Source organism: Marivirga aurantiaca (assembly GCF_016679925.1).
Taxonomy (GTDB): domain Bacteria; phylum Bacteroidota; class Bacteroidia; order Cytophagales; family Cyclobacteriaceae; genus Marivirga; species Marivirga aurantiaca.
In genome coordinates, this window is record NZ_JAEQBW010000001.1 from 419975 (window position 1) to 439235 (window position 19261).

The window sequence follows — 19261 nt, forward strand, 5'->3', positions numbered from 1 at the left end:
GTTAAATATGAAGTTAATTTTTACCAAAATAGAAGAAAAATTTAAAGAAATAATTGAGAAGCCAATTCTCACATCTTTTATTGTTTTAATAATATTATCGTTTATTGTCCTTGGCTTCAGTGCCCCTTATTATATTCATGATTTTTCCAATTTTTTTAAAGAAGTTCTGGCAGAAGCGCATGGTATGCTTTTCGATATTGCCATTATAGGTATCCTTATCTTCTGGATGAATGCCACAGGTGAGAAGCAACTTCGAATAAGGATGTATAAAGATGAAATTGACGATTTTAGGCAATGGGAATCCGAGGAAGCTGCCTTCAGGACTGTAGGTAACATTAAGAGGCTTAACAGGCATAATATCAGTACTATTAATTTAGTGGATTGTTACCTGACTCGAACGAATATGAGTCACCTCAACCTGGAAGGCTCTAATGTGAACTCAGCCAATTTTAGCCATTGCAATGCTATTGACTGTAATTTCAAAGATACGAGAGCCAATCAAACTAATTTTGAAAATGCTAAAATGAACCAGGCCAATTTTGAAGGAGCTTTTGCCAGTGGTGCCAACTTTAAAGATACTTTTCTTATCAAAGCCAATTTCAAGAATGCTTTTCTTATCAAAGCCAATTTTACTAACGCTTATTTAATGGAAGCCGATCTCAGTAATTGCCACTTAACAGGTGCTATTTTTGATGAGGCCAGCTTATATAAGGCCAATTTAAAAGGAGTGGAAGGTTTAACTGTTGAACAGCTTAAGAATGTTAAAACTCTTTACCTGGCTAAGCTGGATGATGATATTTTAAATGAAATCAAAGAAAATTATCCTGAATTGATTGGAAAATAAGCACTTGATTTTTCCTTGCTTTCAATTCATAATTCCTATATATTTGTATAAATAACAAATCGAATCGAAACGGCTCATGCAATTGTGCCGTTTTTTATTTGTACAAATTTCAATTTTTATAGTGATGAGTAAGGTATCATATTACACAGAAGAAGGGTTGCAAAAAATGAAGGATGAACTTCATGAATTGAAAACCAAGGGAAGATCGCAGGCTTCAGCTGATATTGCAGAAGCAAGGGATAAAGGTGATTTGAGTGAAAATGCAGAATATGATGCAGCTAAAGATGCACAAGGTCTGCTTGAAATGAAGATTGCCAAATTGGAAAATATTGTAGGTAACGCTCGGATTATCAGAGAGTCCGATGTTGATACTTCTAAAGTTGGCTTACTGACCAAAGTGAAAATTAAGAATAAGAAAAATGGTATGGAAGTAACCTATACTATGGTTTCAGAAGAGGAAGCTAATTTAAAAGAAGGTAGGATATCCATTAAATCCCCATTAGGAATGGGTTTAATGGGTAAGAAAATTGGTGAACTGGCGCTTGTAGAAGCCCCGGTTGGCAAAATGGAATTTGAAATTCTGGACATTAGTCTCTAAAAAAAATAAATTATGCCGAGCATATTCACAAAAATTATCAACAGGGAATTGCCTGGACATATTGTTGCCGAAAATGACAATTTCATTGCATTTCTTGATATTCAACCGTTAGTGCACGGGCATGTATTGGTTGTACCCAAAAAAGAAGTAGATTATATTTTTGATTTGGATGATGATACTTTCTCAGGTTTACATTTGTTTGCAAAGAGAGTAGCTAAAGCTATTGATAAAGCCGTGGAATGTAAAAGGGTAGGTGTTGCAGTAATTGGGCTTGAAGTGCCACATGTACATATTCATTTAGTACCTATGAACAAGATGGAGGATATTAATTTTAGTAAACCTAAACTAAAACCTTCGGAAAAGGAATTAAAGGAGATGGCCCGGAAAATCATTTCGGCTTTAGAGTGAGCTTAAACAAAATGATAAATAAGTCAATCAACAAAAAAGGAGGCAAAATTTTGCCTCCTTTTTTGTTGATGAATAATCCTTAAAGCATCTTTTTAATCTATTTTTTCTACCTTTTGTTTTTCATGGATTCGGGATACTTTCTCTTCTACTTTAATATTTCTAGCTTTGATTTTTTCCCTGGTTTCATTAAGTTTTTCCTCAGCCTGTTTAATGCGCTTTTCCTTTTCCTTTATTTCTTCTTCGCTCAGTTCCTGCCGGCTTTGAGCCTCCAGTAACTTTTCCTTGGCTCTGGCAATCTTCTCCTCGGTTCGCATCAAAATAATTTCAGCCTCTTCCATATTGGCTTTTGCTTCGCTCATTTTTGCTTTGGCCTGCTCAGAAGTTAATTTCCCGAATTCATTTTGGATATTATGCTTCTTGTTTTTATTTTCTCTTTGCTTTTCAGAATTGTGGTTTTTATGATCGTTTTCATGCATTTCCTGGTGATCTTCTTCCAAAAACTTCTCGTTTTCCAGCTCTTTCTCAATTTGTTTGTTGAGCTTTTCGGTTTCTCTACTCTTTTTGGCTTCCTCGGAAGTTTCATTCCCTTTATTTGATTTTCCCTGAGCTGAAATGTCACAGTTAAATCCTAATACCAATAGCAGGCTTAAGCTACTGATAAATATACTTTTGGTTAAATTTCTCATGGCTTTTGGTTTTAAATGTCCTTTAACAATTCCTCAACTTCCTTTTCAGTAGAAGAGGCTTCTTCTTTGGCTTTTTCAGAATTATCTTTAGCTTCATTAGCCAAATTTTCTTCTTGTTCCATTATAACTGTTTCATCTCGATTTTCTTCCGAACTATTATTGCCTCCACAGCCAAAGGCTATTAAAATAGTGGCGATTCCTAAAATAATTGAAATTTTTCTCATGTTTCCTTAGTTTTGAAAGGTTATATTCCAAGATACTTATTTTTTTGTAATATTGGAATAATACAAACTATTCTTTTGAAATAGTTTTTGTTTAGGTTTTAAATGTGATTGTATCCGCGATATCCAGAACAATATTTCGATTCGTTTATAATGAAAGAACAGGTTGTTCAATGCTTTAAATCTATGAAGGAAGATAAGTTGATGAAGGTTATATATCCAGTTTGTGTGCAGACAATGGATCGGTACATTCTTTCAATAGCTCCTTTTGGTTTTTCTTGTACACAGGGTGAATAAAATTTGCAGCTATTTCCCTTAAAGGAAGCAATGTGAATCTTCTATCAGGAATTCCTTTATGGGGGATTTGCAAATTGGCAGTATCTATAACCACATCATTAAAATACAATATATCAATATCAATTAGCCTCTCACCCCATTTTTCTGTTCTTACACGACCCAATTGAAGTTCAATTTTCAGTATAGTTTCTAAAAGCCCCTCAGGTGTTAAATCTGTATTGATTTGGATCACCTGATTATAAAAAGATGCCTGATCAGTTTTCCCCCAGGCTTCTGTTTCATAAATAGAGGATGATTTGATTAATTCAATTCCATTGTTATTTAATTTTAACAGCACATCATCCAAATGTTGTTTTTTTTCACCTAAATTACTGCCAAGTAATAAAAATATCCCTTTCATAAGTTCCTTTCACCAAAAATAGAATTATCCTTTTTTTAATAACACTTTTGTACCTATTTTGTATTCCTTACAATGATAAAACAAAACTATAGATTTACTATACTAGTTAAACACCTATCAACATAAATCAACAATCATGAAAAGTTTCTTTAAAATATTTTTCGCTACGCTATTGGCTTTTGTAGTGTTCAATTTTGTTCTGTTAATGATATTAATTGGTATAGCTTCCTCAGGGGAAGAAACTCCCGTACCGAATAATGCTTATCTGGAATTGGACCTGAACAGACCTATTGTAGAGATGACCTCAGAGGATCCTTTTGCTGAAATAGCACAGGCTTTTGGAAACGAAACTGCCCCGCAAAGCTTAAAAAATATTTTGGAGTCTCTCGAGAATGCTGCCAATGATGATAATATCAAAGGGGTTTACCTTAATGCCTCAAATGTAATAGCCGGATTTGCCCAAATAGAGGAAATCAGAAATGGGTTAATTGATTTTAAAGCTTCGGGGAAACCTGTTATTGCTTATGCAGAAACCTTTTCAGAAGGCGGTTATTATGTAGCTTCAGTAGCGGATGAAATTATTTTAAATCCTGTGGGGATGTTGGAATTCAATGGTCTTAGTTCTGAAGTAACTTTCTTTAAAGGTACTTTTGAGAAATTAAATATTGAACCTCAAATTTTCCGAGTAGGTACTTTTAAAAGTGCAGTAGAGCCTTTTATAAGAAAAGATATGAGTGATGCCAGCAAACAACAAATTGGGGAATTGCTTAACTCAGTTTATGGCCATTACTTGTCCAATGTTGCTGAGGCCAGAGGAATACCCATTGAGGAACTTACCAATATTTCTGATCAGTATTTGGTAAGAGAGGCGGAAGATGCTTTGAAATACGGCTTAGTTACGCAATTAGGATATTATGATGAAGTATTGAGTATCATTAGAAATAATATTGGTTTGGAAGCTGATGCGGATGTTCCGACAGTTTCTATAAAAGATTACAAGAAATCTTTTGTAGCTGAACCCTATCAGCAAAATAGAATAGCGGTAATTGTGGCCGAAGGAAACATCATTTCGGGAGAAGGGGATGGGAAATCTATTGGATCTGAGAAATTTGCAAAGGAAATTAGAAAGGCAAGACTGGATGATAAAATTAAAGCAATTGTAATTAGAATCAATAGCCCGGGTGGAAGTGCTTTAGCTTCAGATGTAATGTGGAGAGAAGTAAAATTAGCCAAGCAAGTGAAGCCTGTAATTGCTTCAATGTCTAGCGTGGCTGCTTCCGGAGGATATTATATGGCCATGGCATGTGACACTATTGTGGCACAGCCTAACACCATTACAGGTTCTATAGGGATTTTTGCAATTATTCCGGATTTATCAAACTTTATGGATTCCAAATTGGGAATTACATTTGACAGGGTGAGTACAGGAGAGTATTCTGATTTATTTACCGTTACCAGAAGTTTGAATGATGCTGAAAAACAAATTATTCAAAATATGGTTGAAAGAGGCTATGAAGATTTTACCACAAAAGCTGCAGAAGGCAGGAACATGCCAGTGGAAGCCTTATTGGAAGTAGCGTCAGGTAGAGTTTGGTCAGGAATAGAAGCTCATGAAAGAGGTTTGGTGGATGTTTTAGGTGGTTATGATGATGCCATAAGAATTGCTGCACAATCAGCAGGTCTTGAAGAGGGGAATTATATGAAAGTTTATTACCCGGAGCAAAAGCCGTTATTCCAGAAGTTGATGGAAGATTTAGGTTCTTCAGCTAACATTTTTTATCAAAAAGTCATATATGGTGAGGCTTCTCCTTACGTAGATGAATTTAAATATGTGATAGAAAACAAAGGATTACAAACAAGGATGCCATTTGATTTGGAAATCAAATAAATTGCCCGTTTTTTTACAATCAAATTAAAGTATACATACGCTTATGACTGAGATTAGAAATAACTGGACAAAGGAAGAAATAGAAAAAATATATAATCAACCGATTTTAGAACTGATTTACAATGCAGCTACTGTACACAGGGAATATAATGACCCACAGGAAGTGCAGGTTTGTACACTCCTTAGTGTGAAAACCGGTGGTTGCCCTGAAGACTGTTCATATTGCCCTCAGGCTGCTCGTTACCATACTGATGTTAAAGTGCACAAATTACTCCCAAAAGAGCAGGTTTTGGAAAGTGCCAGAACTGCAAAAGAAAATGGGAGCACCCGTTTTTGTATGGGAGCTGCCTGGCGAGAAGTACGCGACAACCGTGATTTCGATAGCGTACTGGAAATGGTAAAAGGCATTAATGCAATGGATATGGAAGTTTGCTGTACTTTGGGTATGCTGACAGAATCCCAGGCAGAGAAATTGAAAGAAGCAGGTTTGTATGCTTACAATCATAACTTGGATACCTCAGAAGAGCATTATGAGGATATCATCAGTACAAGAACTTATGGTGACAGGCTTGATACTATTGGTGCAGTGCGTAAAGCTAAAATTTCTGTTTGTTCAGGGGGAATTATAGGTTTAGGCGAACAACATAAAGACAGAGTAGGCATGTTGCACACTTTGGCTACTATGGAAGAGCATCCTGAATCTGTACCGGTAAATGCATTGGTGCCTGTAGAGGGAACTCCACTTGAAAAACAACCTAAAGTTTCTGTTTGGGAAATGGTGAGGATGATAGCTACTGCCAGAATTATTATGCCTAAGGCAATGGTTCGATTATCAGCCGGAAGGGTTAGGATGAGCCAGGAAGAACAAGCACTCTGTTTTATGGCCGGTGCTAACTCTATTTTTGCAGGTGATAAATTATTGACCACTCCTAATCCTGAAGTGAATGAAGATGCGGAGTTATTCCAGGTGCTTAATCTGAAGCCCAGAGCTTCATTCAAGGACAAAGAAAGAACTGTAGAATTTCAGCAGATTCCGACAGTGAGTTAATAAAGATATTGTTACTATTTATTAGGAATGGATAATAGAGGCTATGAATGATCTCTATTATCCATTTTTTATTTTAGCCCAATTCCAATTTTTTCTATTAACTTACCCTTTCATAAATAATATTACCACAAATTTTAGCTTAACCAAGCATGAAAAATCTTCTTCAAATTTCACTAATCTTATTATTCATTTTTGGATGTCAATCTACTCCTAATGAAACGACTAATAAAAGCCGGAAAACAAAAGCTCCTTTTATGTGGGAAAATGCTACTGTATATTTCCTTTTAGCAGATCGATTTAACAATGCAGACTCCACTAACGATATTAACTTTGGACGACAGCCTGACGGGGCACCGCTAAGGAGTTTCATGGGTGGGGATATCAAAGGAATTACTGAAAAAATTAAGTCAGGCTATTTTACTGATTTAGGGGTCAATGCCATCTGGATGAATCCATTAGTTGAGCAGATCCATGGATCGGTGGATGAGGGCACAGGAAAATCCTACGGCTTTCATGGCTACTGGACAAAAGACTGGACTGCTTTGGATCCTAATTTTGGTACGATGGAGGATTTGCAAAAATTAGTAAAAACAGCACATGAACATGGCATCCGGATTTTGTTGGATGTTGTAATGAATCATACAGGGCCCGTTACCGAACTGGATCCACAGTGGCCTACTGACTGGGTGAGAACTGGTCCGCAGTGTACCTATCAGGACTGGGAATCAACAGTAAAATGTACTTTGGTAGAAAACCTGCCAGATATTCTTACAGAAAGTGAAGAACCAGTTGATTTGCCTCAACATTTGTTGGATAAATGGGAAAGTGAAGGAAGGTTGGAGCAAGAGCTGAAAGAACTGGATGAGTTTTTTGAAAGAACGGGTTACCCGAGAGCACCTAAATACTACATTATTAAGTGGTTAATTGATTATGTGAGAGCTTTGGGGATTGATGGATTCCGGGTAGATACGGTAAAGCATACTGAGGCCGGTATTTGGGCTGAATTATATGCAGAAGCATTAAAAGCCCTGGAAGATTGGAAAAAAGAAAATCCTAATGAGAAATTGGATGATTTACCATTTTATATGGTAGGAGAGATATATAATTACTCTATCCATGATGGTTTAAATTATACCTATGATGGTGATACTGCTATTAACTTTTTTGCAGAGGGCTTTCACAGTATGATTAATTTTTCTTTAAAATGGGAGTTGGCGCAAAAGCCGTTAGAGGAAGTTTTTAGTAATTACGCACAAATTCTGAATGAGGGAGAATTGAAAGAGAAGTCAGTACTCAACTATCTTTCTTCTCATGATGATGGCAATCCTTTTGATGCCGAGAGAAAAAATGTATTTAATACTGCTGCTTATTTACTTTTAAGCCCGGGGGCAGCACAAGTTTACTATGGAGATGAAACTGCCAGGTATCTTAATGCGGAAGCTTCAGGTGACGCCAAATTACGCTCATTTATGAATTGGGGAGATTTAGAGCAAGACGTGCAAAGAGATGGTTACAGTGTGAAAGAGATTCACCAGCATTGGCAAAAATTAGGTCAGTTCAGGAATAATCATCCGGCAATTGGAGCGGGAAGGCATCAGAAAATCAATGATAAACCTTATACCTTCACTAGAAACTACTCAAAAGATGGTTTTACAGATAAAGTAATAGTGGTAATAGATGGTAAGCCAGGACCAATTTCAGTAATGAATGTTTTTGCTGATGGAGATGAAGTAAGAAACTTTTATACAGGAGAAATAGCCACTGTGAAAGATCAGACTCTGACTTATGAAAAAGCAGGAAAATTGATGTTGTTGGAAATCATCTGACAACTATAGTTATATAAACCCGCAAGATTTTCAAAATCTTGCGGGTTTATATAACTTAATTGCTCACCCTTTTAAACTTGTTAAAATCAGGTTTTCTTTTTTCAAGGAATGCATTTCTGCCCTCTTTGGCTTCTTCTGTCATGTAAGCCAGACGAGTGGCCTCACCGGCAAAAACCTGTTGACCTACCATGCCGTCATCTGTGGCATTGAAAGCAAATTTCAACATTCTAATAGATAGAGGAGACTTTTCCAATATTTCCTGAGCCCACTGGTAGGCAGTGTCTTCCAGCTCTGCATGGGGAACAACGGCATTTACCATTCCCATATCAAAGGCTTCCTGTGCTGAGTAATTTCTACCCAAAAAGAAGATTTCCCTGGCTCTTTTCTGACCCACCATTTTAGCCAAATAGGCTGACCCATAACCGCCATCGAAGCTGGTTACATCTGCATCGGTTTGTTTAAAAATTGCATGTTCTTTACTGGCTAAAGTCATATCACAAACAACATGCAAACTATGTCCGCCACCAACAGCCCAGCCGGGAACAACGGCAATCACCACTTTTGGCATAAAGCGGATTAAGCGCTGCACTTCCAGGATGTTCAATCTGGCTACACCGTCATCTCCTACATAGCCTTGTTCGCCACGCGCTTTTTGATCGCCCCCACTGCAAAAGGCGTAAATACCATCTTTAGGGGAAGGCCCCTCGGCAGATAGTAATACTACTCCAATTTCATCGTCTTCCCGGGCATGCAATAAAGCATCAAATAATTCTGATGTGGTTTTTGGGCGGAAGGCATTACGCACTTCAGGTCTGTTGAAAGCAATTCTAGCTACATTTCCAGCTCTTTTATAAGTGATATCAGTATATTCTTTTACGGTAGTCCAGGTGATGTTATTCATGATTTAAGATGGTTTTTAAAGTCTTCAAATATTTGTTGATTATGCTTGCTGTTTGATTTTATTTCTAAAATAACGGTAGATTTTGTTTGATAAAATGTTTCCAGATGGTCTTCTAAAATGGAGTAAGAATCAGCTTCTAAATGTAAAATGTTAAATTCTTTACACAAGCTTTTTGCATTGAGCATTTGCCTGGTTTCAAAAAATTCTTCGAGTTCAGCTTGTTCCTGTGGGCCTGTAATCATTCGAAAAATGGACCCACCCTGATTGTTTATAAGGATAATTTTTAAGTTGTTATAAGCATAGTTGTGCCAAAATGCATTTCTATCATAAAAGAAGGCTACGTCACCTGTAATGAGGAAATGTTGCTTTTCATTTGCTGCAAGCGCATGCCCCATCGCGGTGCTGTTGGAGCCATCAATCCCGCTGGTGCCTCGGTTGGCCCATACCTTTATCTTGTTGTCAGGGTTTAAACCTATGAAATTGGCGTAGCGTACACTCAGACTGTTGGCTAAGTGTAAATTGCTTTCTTTTGGTAAGCCCTTCATTATAAAATTGAGCGCTGAGAATTCATTAAAGATCTTTTGCTCTGTTAAAAAATCAGCAGTTTTTTCATGACTCTCCTCATTACTTTGTCTCCATATCTCCAAAAAACCAGACGGCTTTTCTACTGCTTTCTCAAATAAGGATAGAAAATTAACAGGGGAAGCCGTAATCAGTTGTTTCAAAGAATGGAATGGATCAGCTAAAAAGGAGCGTTCCACCGAAACATGCCACTGATTAGAAACATTCTTTCTGAGAAATAATTTCAGGTTTTTGGAAATGATAGATTTTCCAAAACTAATCAGGAGCTCGGGAATATGTGTTTCATCAGTTGCTGTATGATGGTTCATACAGATACTATCCGGTAAGGTTACAGCATTTTTTAAAGTATGTCCGTTGGAAATAACATCAGCAAATACAGGAATATTTAAGCGCTGTGAAACTGTGTCAACCAATTCCAGAAACAAATCAGAATAATCATCCTGCCCCAATAGGAAGGCGATCCTGGACTTTTTAGCAAATTCACCTAAGAGTTTTTCCGCAGCATTTGTTGATAATTGAGTTTCAACAGTGCTTTTTATCATAATTGGTACATCCTTGTTATAGCTCCACTCAGAACCTTGTGTAGGATAAAAGGGCTCACGAAAAGGAATATTCAGATGTACAGGTCCGGGAGCATCTGAATTACATTCCATAATTGCCTCATTTACCATTCTATAGGCGTGCATTCGGACATCCTGATGTGAGAGGTCTATGGGTAAATGGTAACTCTTCTTAGCATGTTTTCCGAAAATATTTTCCTGCCGAATGGTCTGCCCGTCCCATTGATCTATCCATTCCGGTGGCCTGTCTGCTGTAATCACTAATAGTGGAACTTCCTGAAAAAAGGCTTCAGCTACTGCGGGGGCATAGTTTAAGGCAGCAGAGCCTGAGGTGCAAATCAATGCTACAGGATTTTTATCTGCCTGCGCCATTCCTAATCCGATAAAGGCTGCTGAGCGTTCATCGCTGATAGAAAAGCATTCGAATTGAGGATGCCGGCTGAACGCCAGGGTTAAAGGGGCATTTCTGCTTCCGGGTGAAATAATAGCTTTCCTGATACCAAGCTGGCTACATATTTCTGCTATATTGTTAATGGATATTTGTGACATAATTAGGTGGCAATTTAACCAACTATTTATTCATCCAATGGCTTTAATTCAGGATATTTTAAACCTTTTGTACTTTTTAGAAATGCCTTCACCCAGCCAACCTGAATTTTAGCCTCTACTTTTAGGGGGATTTTATTTTGATCATCTGTCACCCATACCGTCATATCCTCCCCACCATCGAAAATAGTACCCTCCACGAGTAAGGCACTGAATTTTATGCTTTTATACCTTTCTCCGGATGGCATTTCCATTATTTCCTTGCCCAAATAACGGACAAAAAGGTTATGAACTTTCCCGTCTACAATTAAATTGAAAGGAATCTTTTCATTGATAGTGTAAGGAGAGAAATCCAGGTTTCTTGCATAATAAATAGCAGTAAGTACATCAAATATACAATCGTTGTATGGTATAGTCTTTTCTACTTTTTCTTCTTGCTTTGATGTAATGATGGAGGATCGGATTGTTTTTGTTTCCTTGTTAAACCAGTATTTTTCACTGACTTTGTAGCCGCCTTCGTTTGTGTTTCTGTGAAAATATAAAGGTTTAAGTTGTTGTATAGTGCCTATGGCATCAAAAGAATCCCGTACTTTATACACCCAATCCCATTTAGGCATGGAACGGCCGTAACCTTGGAACCAATAGGCATCTTTTCCTTCCCATTTGGCATCTTCCACCGCAAACTTTACTTCAGCAGCATCTACCCAAATAAAACCCCAATTGTACTTTACGTCATACCAGATCACCTCCCCGGATTGGTAAGCTGTTTTTTGTGGAAGACATTGTGACTTTCCCTGATAGGGTATTAACAAGAAGAGAAAACTGAGAATTATGTATTTCATTAAATTGCTAAACGTTTGGAGGTTAAAATGTTTTCAATAATGATAAATTATAAAAAATGGTTGAATAGGATGGTATTAATAGAGGCTTTACCTGTTAGTTATAGTTTTATTAACTCCTAATTAAAATCAATTGACATTTAAACTATTCCCAATATGTGATATTTATTCCAAACATTATTTAAGAAAATTAATTTATACTGATTTGACATTTATATAAAAGAGGTTATTTGGTTTTGTAGTAGCAATAGTTTATTACTTTAGCACTTTATTCAACAGCGTTTTCATGACATTAGAAATTATATTCAAGGCATTTGGTAATTTTATGTGGGGTAGTCCTCTTTTAATATTACTAATGGGAGGAGGTCTTTTTTTTCTTTTATATTCCCGTTTTTTACCTTTTCGTTATTTCAGACATGCCATTCAGATATTAAGGGGGAAGTATGATGGAGAGAAAGGAGAAGGGGATATCAACCATTATCAGGCACTTTCTACTGCCCTGGCGGCTACAGTAGGTATGGGTAATATAAGTGGGGTGGCAGTAGCCATAACAATGGGTGGTCCCGGAGCTATATTCTGGATGTGGGTTAGCGCATTTGTTGGCATGGCTACTAAATTCTTTACCTGTACTTTGGCTGTAATGTATCGTGGAAAGGATTCTTTAGGCCAATTACAAGGGGGACCTATGTATGTCATTCGAGAAGGGTTAGGTAAGAAATGGCAGCCTTTGGCAGTATTGTTTTGTGTGGCAGGAATGTTTGGAACTATTCCCAGTTTTCAGTCCAATCAATTGACAGCTGCGTTGGGAGAGGGGTTGCTTATCCCTTTAGGTGTAGAAATGACTTTTGCAGTACGTATTACTATTGGTATTATACTGGCTATTATTGTAGCCATGGTGATGTTGGGTGGAATCAAAAGGATTGGCACAGTAGCAGGAAGTTTGGTACCTATCATGGTTGGCCTTTATGTAATTGCTGTTGTGGCTATTTTAGTTCTTAATTATCAGGTTGTACCTGAAAACCTGACTTTAATTTTCACAGATGCTTTTACGGCAGATTCAGTATTAGGTGGTGCAGTGGGGGCTATTATCATAGCAGGGGCCAGGCGTGCGGCCTTTTCCAATGAAGCTGGTATTGGTACAGCGCCCATGGCACACGGAGCTGCTAAAACAAATGAGCCAATCCGTGAAGGTTTGGTAGCAATGTTGGGACCTGCCATTGATACCATAGTAGTATGTACTATGACTGCTTTGGCCATTTTAATTACAGGTATTTGGCAGGAACATACAGAGGGAGTAAGTGGAGTTACCCTTACCATCAAAGCCTTTGACGATTCTCTTTATGGAGGACGGTTTATTTTAATGATAGCATTAGTGACATTCGCCATTACTTCATTGTTTAGCTATTCATACTATGGAGGGAAATGTTTTTCTTACCTTTTCGGAGCAGAATATATTCGCTATTACCAGTATTTTTATATTGGTATGGTAGTTTGGGGATCAGTTACATCACTAGGTGCTGTGATAGGCCTGATAGATGGAATGTATGCGCTAATGGCATTTCCCACAATGATTTCAGCTTTACTACTGTCACCAAAAGTGATCGCGGCAGCTAAGGTGTATTTTAAGAAAGTGGATATATAGATTTAATAGGCATAAAAAAGGCAACTGATCTCAGTTGCCTTTTTGGGATAGAATTTTTAAAATCTTTATTCAGGACAAGTAGTTGCTGTAAAAGCAGGATTTCCATCATTGCCTACAGTCATTCTCCAGCAGTTACCGTCAGGAGAAGTCATAATAACACCCTTTGTGGCATCTTCTATATAAATATCTCCTTCAGTTACATGAAGTTTTGATTTAGGTGTTGTAGTTCTAATACCTACATTGCCGCTGGATTTCACTGTCATTAAGTCTTAAAGGTTGTTTTGGATTTGTAAGATATCCGAATTTACTAAGAGGCTAAATTTCCCACCCCCTTAAAAGTATTGCCCTTGAATTTTCAAGGGCAGAAGAGGGAGTTATTGTTAATACAATTCCAGGGAAATAATCATGAGTTGATCTTGCAGAAATCCTTGCCTGAAAATCACCATCATAAAGTGTTAAGTTGATTAGGTTCAAAACCCCGTCATTTCTATTTAACGATATTTCAATATCTTTTTCATTGCCCGTGGTATGTTGTGAAATATCTAATACTGAATTTGGGCTTTCATTTCCAATACTCACATAATCCTTCAGTAAAATTAATAAATGGCGGATTCAAATCATTTTCTGCATTATTTCAAAATCAAATTGTCCGAAAACCCCAAAGGCACTTTTTTGATCCACTACTATATGACTTATCTTTCCTGAAGCCATTTTTTTATTTTTAAGTAGATTTTCCACTGTGGATAATACTATTCCACCCGCACTTTTATATAAAGCTTCTCTTTCAAGTTTAGTGAATTTTTCCTGATCCAGTATGGGCTGAAGAGTGGCTCCATTGTGCTGGTAATACATTCTGTTATCAGGTCTTACACTCATTACAGTATCAGATTTAAATAACATTAATGTATCTATCGCCTCATCAATAGTTTCATATTCAAGAAAAGGATATTCAATGGAAATAGTCATTACTGCTTCAATATTTTTATAATGATCTTTTTCAATTTTCAATACCTGCTCTATGGTATCATATAATGTCTGGTTAGGAGCAGAAAATAATTTAGGTCTTTCAATTATGCTTATTTTATCAAATTCAGAAAAATGCTTCTTAGCATAATTGATTATTTCCTGATCGGAAGAAGAGATTACAATTTTTTCTATTTTAGATGATTTGAGGCATTCTTTCACTTTCATCGACAGCAAACTTTTACCATTAATTTCATGTAAGGGTAAATTTACATCTCCTATAAAAGTATTCCTGACCGGAATAATGCCAATTGTAAAAGGAGTGACAAAATTCTCCTTTACAAAAACAGATTTAATCTGCTTTCTGGTTGCTAAAATCTTCTCTTCATTAGTGGTAAGATTGCTACCGTGTCTTCTATAAGAAAATAGAGGCGTATTGATGTTGCCTACTTTGTGATGAGTCACAAACTTAATCCAAAGATCATAGCCGTCCTGACAAGTAAAGCTTTCATTATATCCTCCCAATTCTTTTAAGAATTGAAGTCTTATCATTGTGCAGGCACCATGAGCGGGTTGATCATAAAGTGAAACTTCTTTTTCAAAATTATGACGTTGCTCTATCCCTGTTCTATTTCCTTCAGCATCAACATAGTAGTAGTCAGGAAAAACCAAGCCTAATTCATCATCGCTTTCAAGGGCTAAACTCATTTTTTCCAAGGCCTCTTTTTCCAGAAAGTCATCAGCATCCAAGCGCATTAAGTACTTCCCATTTGCAGCGCGCATGGCTATATTATTAGTGATATTCAGTCCTTTGTTGTTTTGATATATCACCGTTATTTTCGGATGCTCTCTAAATTGCTCAATAATTTCTCTGCTATTATCAGTTGAACCATCATCAATAATTAGCAATTCAAAATCCTGAAGAGTTTGGTTTAAAACACTTTCAATGGATTGCTTCAAATACTTATCATAATTATGATTAGTTATATAAACAGAAATAAGTTGACTTGAATCCATAGATTTTAATTATTGTACTTTACAAAAGGCAAATATGGAATGTTTTCCACTGGGCTCGATAATTACATCCATATGAAGATTGAAGAGACCAGCTTTTTTTATTAAGTATTCCAGTGAATTTCGATTATATATAACCAAATGCTCAATAAAAAATTCGGCCCGCACTTTCTGTTTTTCTTCAGAAATTATGAAGTCAGAATATGGCAGCTCAATGTAAATAACACCATTTTCTTTCAGATGTGAAACTGCATTCTTTAGCAGATTTATAGGGTCTTCAACGTGCTCCAATACTTTATTAAAGCTTATAAAATCAAAATTGAAATCAGTAGGAATATTTTCCACAGACCCTACCCATGCATTATTCACTGCTATTAATTCTTTCACCAATTTAATTGAATGCGGATCCGGATCAACACAGTATATATTGTTTATAAACTTTTTCGCTTCGTGGAGAAACACGCCTGTGCCAGTTCCCACATCAAGTAAATCAACAGCATCTAATTTAAAGTTTTCGGAAGTGGTTAAAAACTCTACAATTCTTTTTACACGCTGTTTATTATCAGACTCTTCAAAAGATAATGAAGTAATTCTCTTAAATCTTTCAATTAGCTTACCAGAATCAATTGAGCTATTATAAAAGCCAGAATAAAAACTTTCAGGAAGTAGAGTAGGAGAATAATGATTAAAGTAAGCAGAGCATTCCAAACAGTGATAGATGATTCTAAAATATTTTCCCTTTTCTATCCCATAGTCGGTTTCCAGATCCGGCTTTGATCTTACCTCGGATATTTTTTCACTTTTATCAATGCTTCCGCAAAGGTTACATACTACTTGATCACTCATTACTTAAATTATTATAATTGATTTTTTGACTTTTCATAAGATCAGTTTTGGCTCTTTTACCCAAAACACTTTGCCATTCTCTTGGGTCTAATCCATGTGCTGGACGTAATATGGTTAGATTTTCTTCAGTTAAAATTTCACCTGATTTAATATCACGACTTGGATATATTGCTCTTCTAAAAGAAATGAGATGACCATTCTCTATTTCAATATGCAGTGCTTTCTTCTCTGAGGATCCTTTTAATGTATTAATTAATTTAATCTTTTGAATTAATTCCTGGACCTCACTTTTAGTTAGGGATACTTTATGATCTCGAAAAGTTTTACCAGTCCTATCGTCAGTGAAATGGAATTCCAGTATTTCAGCGCCCATAGCTACAGCAATTTCCATTGCATAACTGCCTTCCGTATGATCCGAATAGCCAATTGCACAATTCAAAAGTTCTTTGAAACGATGCATTACATTTAAATTTGCATCCGAATCATTGATAGGATACATAGAAGTACATTGTAATACCGCTATACTTTCCTTCTTTTTATAGAATTCATTTTGTTCTCTAAGAAAAGCTACAGCTTCAACCACTTCTTTTTCACTGGCCAATCCTGTTGATATTAAAATCGGCTTTTTATATTTCGCCAATTTCTGAAGCATTGGATAGGCAGTAAGATCGCCAGAGCCAACTTTGAAAAAATCCATATAAGGATTTATCCAATCTAGTGCATCAAAGTTCCAAACAGAAGCGGTATAGCCGACTTTTTGATTACGACACATTTCAGCTAATTCAATATGTTGCTCAGGACTTAATTCAAATTTCTTGAAATGCTGATTACGGTCAGGACTTTCTATTTCACTGACCAAACCATCTCCAGTATATATCTGAAATTTCACATAATCAGCACCAGAATCTATCGCTAATTGCGTTAATTTTTTAGCATATTCAAAGTCCCCCTCATGATTTCCTCCAATTTCTGCTATAAGCAATGGCCCGTGCTTTCCTTTCCAATTATTGTTCATTCAAATAAATTTTTGTAATCGCCTTCCAATCATAAGAAAAGTGTGGTTTATCCATCTTTTTTATAATTGAGCTAACAAAGGTAAAATCATTTTGGGTATCTACCGCCATTTTTAAACCTTTTGCTTCCTCCATCTCTTCATTAGTGAAGAAATAAAAGTTACCTGCTTTTTCATTTTCATAAAAATATAGGGTCACGTGCTCTAGATGGCGTTCTTCGCTAAAGTTATGAATTTGCTCATTGTAAAATTTAGATGAAACCACTTCCACGCTCATACCTGTTGGGAAAGTCCTGCCCTTTACATTGGATACAAAGTCGTAATCGTTTTTCAGTGCTAAATCTATGGCTTGATCTACAAGTTTAGGATCTGTGAATATATTATCACCATTAATTCTTACTCCATAATCAAAATTGAAGAACTGCATACATTTTGCAAATCGAAGACTGACGTTTTTCAAATCTCCTCTAAAATATGGGATATTACCTTGTATGCAATAATCTACAATGGGTTGATCGGTTTCTTCATCTGAAGTGGCAATCACTATATTTTTATGATATTTAGACTGTTGTAATCTTTCAAGTATGTAAGAGAGCAAAGGTTTTCCATTGATCTCCTTAAGTATTTTCCCTGGAAGTCTGGAAGAATTATATCGACAAATGATAATTATTCCTACCTTCATTTTCTTTCACTGATTTTTTTAGCAGGAATTCCGCCAAATATTTCATTGCTTTTTACAAGTCCCGAAACCACCGCTCCAGCCGCAATTACAGCCCCATCTTCAATTGTAGTTCCTTTCAAAATCTTTGCTCCAGTGCCAATCCAAACATCATTACCAATCTTTACTGCTGAGGTCATATTAGGCTGTTGATTAATTAGTTTCCCTTTTTCAGCAGAGTGATCGCTATCCACTATATAAACGAATGGAGCAATAAGGCAATCATCTCCAATAGAGATTTTTTCTGAGGCAAAAATAAAGGTTTGAAATCCAACAGTAGTGTTTTTACCTATGCTTACTTTAGCCTTTTCATTGCAAGCACAAATGCGACTTCCTTCTTTTAAAACTACAAAATCATCAATTGAAATATTTTTTGGGAATCGCTGTAATTCTACGTTTTTATCAATGAAAACTTGTTCTCCTAAAAAGCCAAGTCGGGTTCTCTGCAATAAAGCTCTCCAACGGTTTTTCCATGTAAATTTCAGATGTTTTCGCAGCTGGCTCATTTAATTTTGCTTATTTGAAATATCAAATCTTTCAAAAGCATCAATATAGCTAATAGGGGTCACATTATAAATTTTCACACCTTTTGCTTCGGAAAAGCTTTTTATTTTCCAGTACGAACGAAATGTATAGTAAAATTTCTCCAAGACCTCATGTAATTTTCTGGTTTTGGTGGTTCCTCCCTGATACATTGGTTTAGGAAAAGACATATCTTTGTCCTTGCTTTGTTTTTTTGCCTCATGATCATAAAAATGTTTTTGACTGAGTAATACTTCATTTTCTTCGGTGACATTGATCTCTTTTAGCCAACTATGATCTGCTCCGGCAACATAAATCTCAGAGAAATGCATTTTTATTGAAAGGATAAGTGATGGAATTAGAACGTTATGAGGTCTAGGCATTCCAATGTTTTTTGAATAGCAAAAGTTAGAAAACCAGCTGAATCCTGAAATAGGAGTGGTATTAAAATAGTAAATAGAGATGTTGGTATTATTAATAAATATTTTTTTCCATTCATTTTGCTGTTTTGCTTTGGCTGGTAAGAAAAGAATCAGAGGCCAATCAGTTTTTGTTGCAATGTCTTCCAGTGTTCTTTTCCGTATAGTTACAAGTTCTTCTTTTTCGTCTTTAAAAAAATATTCTAAGGAAGTGATTACATAAAAAGAGGGTTTTAATTTTACGTATTCATCTGTTCTACCAAAATAGTTTACGCAAAGAAGATTATGTTTATTAAGAAATTCATGGTTCTCTAAGGTGGAATTTAACGAGGGTCCGTTGGCTAAAATAATTAAAGACTGATCACGATAAGATTTTAATTTAGAATTAAAGGTGATTTTTGTTAAAAAGATAATCTTGATTATAGAGAGTACTACATCAAATATGCTAATCACAAAATCTCTTATTTTTATTAAAGACATC

21 protein-coding genes are annotated in these 19261 nt (G+C 36.1%); 7 read left to right on the plus strand and 14 right to left on the minus strand.

Annotation, left to right across the window (positions count from 1 at the left end; genetic code table 11):
• The first annotated feature begins 7 nt into the window (after window positions 1-7).
• From JKA74_RS01820 to JKA74_RS01830, 3 genes are all read left to right on the plus strand, one after another.
• Complete coding sequence (locus tag JKA74_RS01820) at window positions 8-844, plus strand: pentapeptide repeat-containing protein (RefSeq protein ID WP_201429445.1); 837 nt, start codon at window positions 8-10, stop codon at window positions 842-844.
• Between the two features lie 124 nt (window positions 845-968).
• On the plus strand, window positions 969-1442 hold the full coding sequence (gene greA, locus JKA74_RS01825) for a transcription elongation factor GreA (protein ID WP_201429446.1): 474 nt from the start codon (window positions 969-971) through the stop codon (window positions 1440-1442).
• Between the two features lie 12 nt (window positions 1443-1454).
• Window positions 1455-1850, plus strand: a complete 396-nt coding sequence (locus tag JKA74_RS01830) for an HIT family protein (RefSeq protein ID WP_201429447.1) — start codon at window positions 1455-1457, stop codon at window positions 1848-1850.
• A gap of 92 nt (window positions 1851-1942) precedes the next feature.
• Here the strand turns inward: JKA74_RS01830 and JKA74_RS01835 are convergent, their stop codons facing one another.
• The 3 genes from JKA74_RS01835 to folK all read right to left on the minus strand — a co-directional run bounded on the left by JKA74_RS01835 (window position 1943) and on the right by folK (window position 3454).
• Window positions 1943-2536 (minus strand): hypothetical protein, encoded by a 594-nt coding sequence (locus JKA74_RS01835; RefSeq protein WP_201429448.1) that lies wholly within the window; start codon window positions 2534-2536, stop codon window positions 1943-1945.
• Between the two features lie 11 nt (window positions 2537-2547).
• A complete protein-coding gene (locus tag JKA74_RS01840; RefSeq protein ID WP_201429449.1) occupies window positions 2548-2760 on the minus strand; it encodes a hypothetical protein in 213 nt (70 codons plus the stop codon).
• Between the two features lie 208 nt (window positions 2761-2968).
• Window positions 2969-3454: a 2-amino-4-hydroxy-6-hydroxymethyldihydropteridine diphosphokinase gene (gene folK / locus JKA74_RS01845; RefSeq protein ID WP_201429450.1), complete on the minus strand. Its 486-nt coding sequence runs from the start codon at window positions 3452-3454 to the stop codon at window positions 2969-2971.
• 136 nt (window positions 3455-3590) lie between these two features.
• Here folK and sppA point away from each other — a divergent pair, with 136 nt between their 5' ends.
• The 3 genes from sppA (at window position 3591) to JKA74_RS01860 (ending at window position 8216) form a co-directional block, all read left to right on the plus strand.
• The gene (gene sppA, locus JKA74_RS01850) at window positions 3591-5342 is read left to right on the plus strand and encodes a signal peptide peptidase SppA (RefSeq protein WP_201429451.1); all 1752 of its coding nucleotides are present in this window, start codon (window positions 3591-3593) and stop codon (window positions 5340-5342) included.
• A gap of 43 nt (window positions 5343-5385) precedes the next feature.
• On the plus strand, window positions 5386-6390 hold the full coding sequence (gene bioB / locus JKA74_RS01855) for a biotin synthase BioB (protein WP_201429452.1): 1005 nt from the start codon (window positions 5386-5388) through the stop codon (window positions 6388-6390).
• 149 nt (window positions 6391-6539) lie between these two features.
• On the plus strand, window positions 6540-8216 hold the full coding sequence (locus tag JKA74_RS01860) for an alpha-amylase family glycosyl hydrolase (RefSeq protein WP_201429453.1): 1677 nt from the start codon (window positions 6540-6542) through the stop codon (window positions 8214-8216).
• Window positions 8217-8271: 55 nt separating this feature from the next.
• Here JKA74_RS01860 and JKA74_RS01865 read toward each other — a convergent pair whose 3' ends face one another.
• Genes JKA74_RS01865 through JKA74_RS01875 form a run of 3 tightly spaced genes read right to left on the minus strand, consistent with a single transcriptional unit; the run spans window position 8272 to window position 11647 of the window.
• Window positions 8272-9117, minus strand: a complete 846-nt coding sequence (locus JKA74_RS01865) for a 1,4-dihydroxy-2-naphthoyl-CoA synthase (protein ID WP_201429454.1) — start codon at window positions 9115-9117, stop codon at window positions 8272-8274.
• On the minus strand, window positions 9114-10808 hold the full coding sequence (menD, locus tag JKA74_RS01870; RefSeq protein ID WP_201429455.1) for a 2-succinyl-5-enolpyruvyl-6-hydroxy-3-cyclohexene-1-carboxylic-acid synthase: 1695 nt from the start codon (window positions 10806-10808) through the stop codon (window positions 9114-9116). The genes JKA74_RS01865 and menD overlap by 4 nt, the downstream gene beginning before the upstream one ends.
• 26 nt (window positions 10809-10834) lie before the next feature.
• Window positions 10835-11647 (minus strand): DUF3108 domain-containing protein, encoded by an 813-nt coding sequence (locus tag JKA74_RS01875; protein ID WP_201429456.1) that lies wholly within the window; start codon window positions 11645-11647, stop codon window positions 10835-10837.
• A 283-nt stretch (window positions 11648-11930) separates the two neighbouring features.
• Here JKA74_RS01875 and JKA74_RS01880 point away from each other — a divergent pair, with 283 nt between their 5' ends.
• Complete coding sequence (locus tag JKA74_RS01880) at window positions 11931-13286, plus strand: alanine/glycine:cation symporter family protein (protein ID WP_201429457.1); 1356 nt, start codon at window positions 11931-11933, stop codon at window positions 13284-13286.
• Window positions 13287-13351: 65 nt separating this feature from the next.
• Here the strand turns inward: JKA74_RS01880 and JKA74_RS01885 are convergent, their stop codons facing one another.
• The 8 genes from JKA74_RS01885 to JKA74_RS01920 are packed head-to-tail and all read right to left on the minus strand — an operon-like array spanning window position 13352 to window position 19260.
• Window positions 13352-13549: a hypothetical protein gene (locus JKA74_RS01885; protein ID WP_201429458.1), complete on the minus strand. Its 198-nt coding sequence runs from the start codon at window positions 13547-13549 to the stop codon at window positions 13352-13354.
• Between the two features lie 52 nt (window positions 13550-13601).
• Entirely contained in the window at window positions 13602-13865 is a 264-nt protein-coding gene (locus JKA74_RS01890; RefSeq protein ID WP_201429459.1) for a hypothetical protein, read from the minus strand.
• A gap of 33 nt (window positions 13866-13898) precedes the next feature.
• Entirely contained in the window at window positions 13899-15266 is a 1368-nt protein-coding gene (locus JKA74_RS01895; protein WP_201429460.1) for a glycosyltransferase family 2 protein, read from the minus strand.
• A 9-nt stretch (window positions 15267-15275) separates the two neighbouring features.
• Window positions 15276-16109 carry a class I SAM-dependent methyltransferase gene (locus JKA74_RS01900; protein WP_201429461.1) on the minus strand — a complete coding sequence of 278 codons (834 nt, stop codon included), beginning with the start codon at window positions 16107-16109 and terminating at the stop codon, window positions 15276-15278.
• Window positions 16102-17124, minus strand: coding sequence for an N-acetylneuraminate synthase family protein (locus tag JKA74_RS01905; RefSeq protein WP_201429462.1), 1023 nt, complete (start codon window positions 17122-17124; stop codon window positions 16102-16104). The genes JKA74_RS01900 and JKA74_RS01905 overlap by 8 nt, the downstream gene beginning before the upstream one ends.
• A complete protein-coding gene (locus JKA74_RS01910; RefSeq protein ID WP_201429463.1) occupies window positions 17114-17803 on the minus strand; it encodes a cytidylyltransferase domain-containing protein in 690 nt (229 codons plus the stop codon). The genes JKA74_RS01905 and JKA74_RS01910 overlap by 11 nt, the downstream gene beginning before the upstream one ends.
• Window positions 17800-18345 (minus strand): acyltransferase, encoded by a 546-nt coding sequence (locus JKA74_RS20930; protein WP_201429464.1) that lies wholly within the window; start codon window positions 18343-18345, stop codon window positions 17800-17802. Before JKA74_RS20930 ends, JKA74_RS01910 begins: the two co-directional genes overlap by 4 nt.
• Window positions 18346-19260: a hypothetical protein gene (locus JKA74_RS01920; protein WP_201429465.1), complete on the minus strand. Its 915-nt coding sequence runs from the start codon at window positions 19258-19260 to the stop codon at window positions 18346-18348. It abuts the gene before it with no gap.
• Between the last annotated feature and the right edge of the window lies 1 nt (window position 19261).

Excerpts from the sequence above, each read along its gene's own strand:
- JKA74_RS01820 (WP_201429445.1), top strand. The coding sequence starts at position 8 with ATGAAGTTAATTTTTACCAAAATAGAAGAAAAATTTAAAGAAATAATT.
- greA (WP_201429446.1), top strand. The coding sequence starts at position 969 with ATGAGTAAGGTATCATATTACACAGAAGAAGGGTTGCAAAAAATGAAG.
- JKA74_RS01830 (WP_201429447.1), top strand. The coding sequence starts at position 1,455 with ATGCCGAGCATATTCACAAAAATTATCAACAGGGAATTGCCTGGACAT.
- JKA74_RS01835 (WP_201429448.1), bottom strand. The coding sequence starts at position 2,536 with ATGAGAAATTTAACCAAAAGTATATTTATCAGTAGCTTAAGCCTGCTA.
- JKA74_RS01840 (WP_201429449.1), bottom strand. The coding sequence starts at position 2,760 with ATGAGAAAAATTTCAATTATTTTAGGAATCGCCACTATTTTAATAGCC.
- folK (WP_201429450.1), bottom strand. The coding sequence starts at position 3,454 with ATGAAAGGGATATTTTTATTACTTGGCAGTAATTTAGGTGAAAAAAAA.
- sppA (WP_201429451.1), top strand. The coding sequence starts at position 3,591 with ATGAAAAGTTTCTTTAAAATATTTTTCGCTACGCTATTGGCTTTTGTA.
- bioB (WP_201429452.1), top strand. The coding sequence starts at position 5,386 with ATGACTGAGATTAGAAATAACTGGACAAAGGAAGAAATAGAAAAAATA.
- JKA74_RS01860 (WP_201429453.1), top strand. The coding sequence starts at position 6,540 with ATGAAAAATCTTCTTCAAATTTCACTAATCTTATTATTCATTTTTGGA.
- JKA74_RS01865 (WP_201429454.1), bottom strand. The coding sequence starts at position 9,117 with ATGAATAACATCACCTGGACTACCGTAAAAGAATATACTGATATCACT.
- menD (WP_201429455.1), bottom strand. The coding sequence starts at position 10,808 with ATGTCACAAATATCCATTAACAATATAGCAGAAATATGTAGCCAGCTT.
- JKA74_RS01875 (WP_201429456.1), bottom strand. The coding sequence starts at position 11,647 with ATGAAATACATAATTCTCAGTTTTCTCTTCTTGTTAATACCCTATCAG.
- JKA74_RS01880 (WP_201429457.1), top strand. The coding sequence starts at position 11,931 with ATGACATTAGAAATTATATTCAAGGCATTTGGTAATTTTATGTGGGGT.
- JKA74_RS01885 (WP_201429458.1), bottom strand. The coding sequence starts at position 13,549 with ATGACAGTGAAATCCAGCGGCAATGTAGGTATTAGAACTACAACACCT.
- JKA74_RS01895 (WP_201429460.1), bottom strand. The coding sequence starts at position 15,266 with ATGGATTCAAGTCAACTTATTTCTGTTTATATAACTAATCATAATTAT.
- JKA74_RS01900 (WP_201429461.1), bottom strand. The coding sequence starts at position 16,109 with ATGAGTGATCAAGTAGTATGTAACCTTTGCGGAAGCATTGATAAAAGT.
- JKA74_RS01905 (WP_201429462.1), bottom strand. The coding sequence starts at position 17,124 with ATGAACAATAATTGGAAAGGAAAGCACGGGCCATTGCTTATAGCAGAA.
- JKA74_RS01910 (WP_201429463.1), bottom strand. The coding sequence starts at position 17,803 with ATGAAGGTAGGAATAATTATCATTTGTCGATATAATTCTTCCAGACTT.
- JKA74_RS20930 (WP_201429464.1), bottom strand. The coding sequence starts at position 18,345 with ATGAGCCAGCTGCGAAAACATCTGAAATTTACATGGAAAAACCGTTGG.
- JKA74_RS01920 (WP_201429465.1), bottom strand. The coding sequence starts at position 19,260 with ATGTCTTTAATAAAAATAAGAGATTTTGTGATTAGCATATTTGATGTA.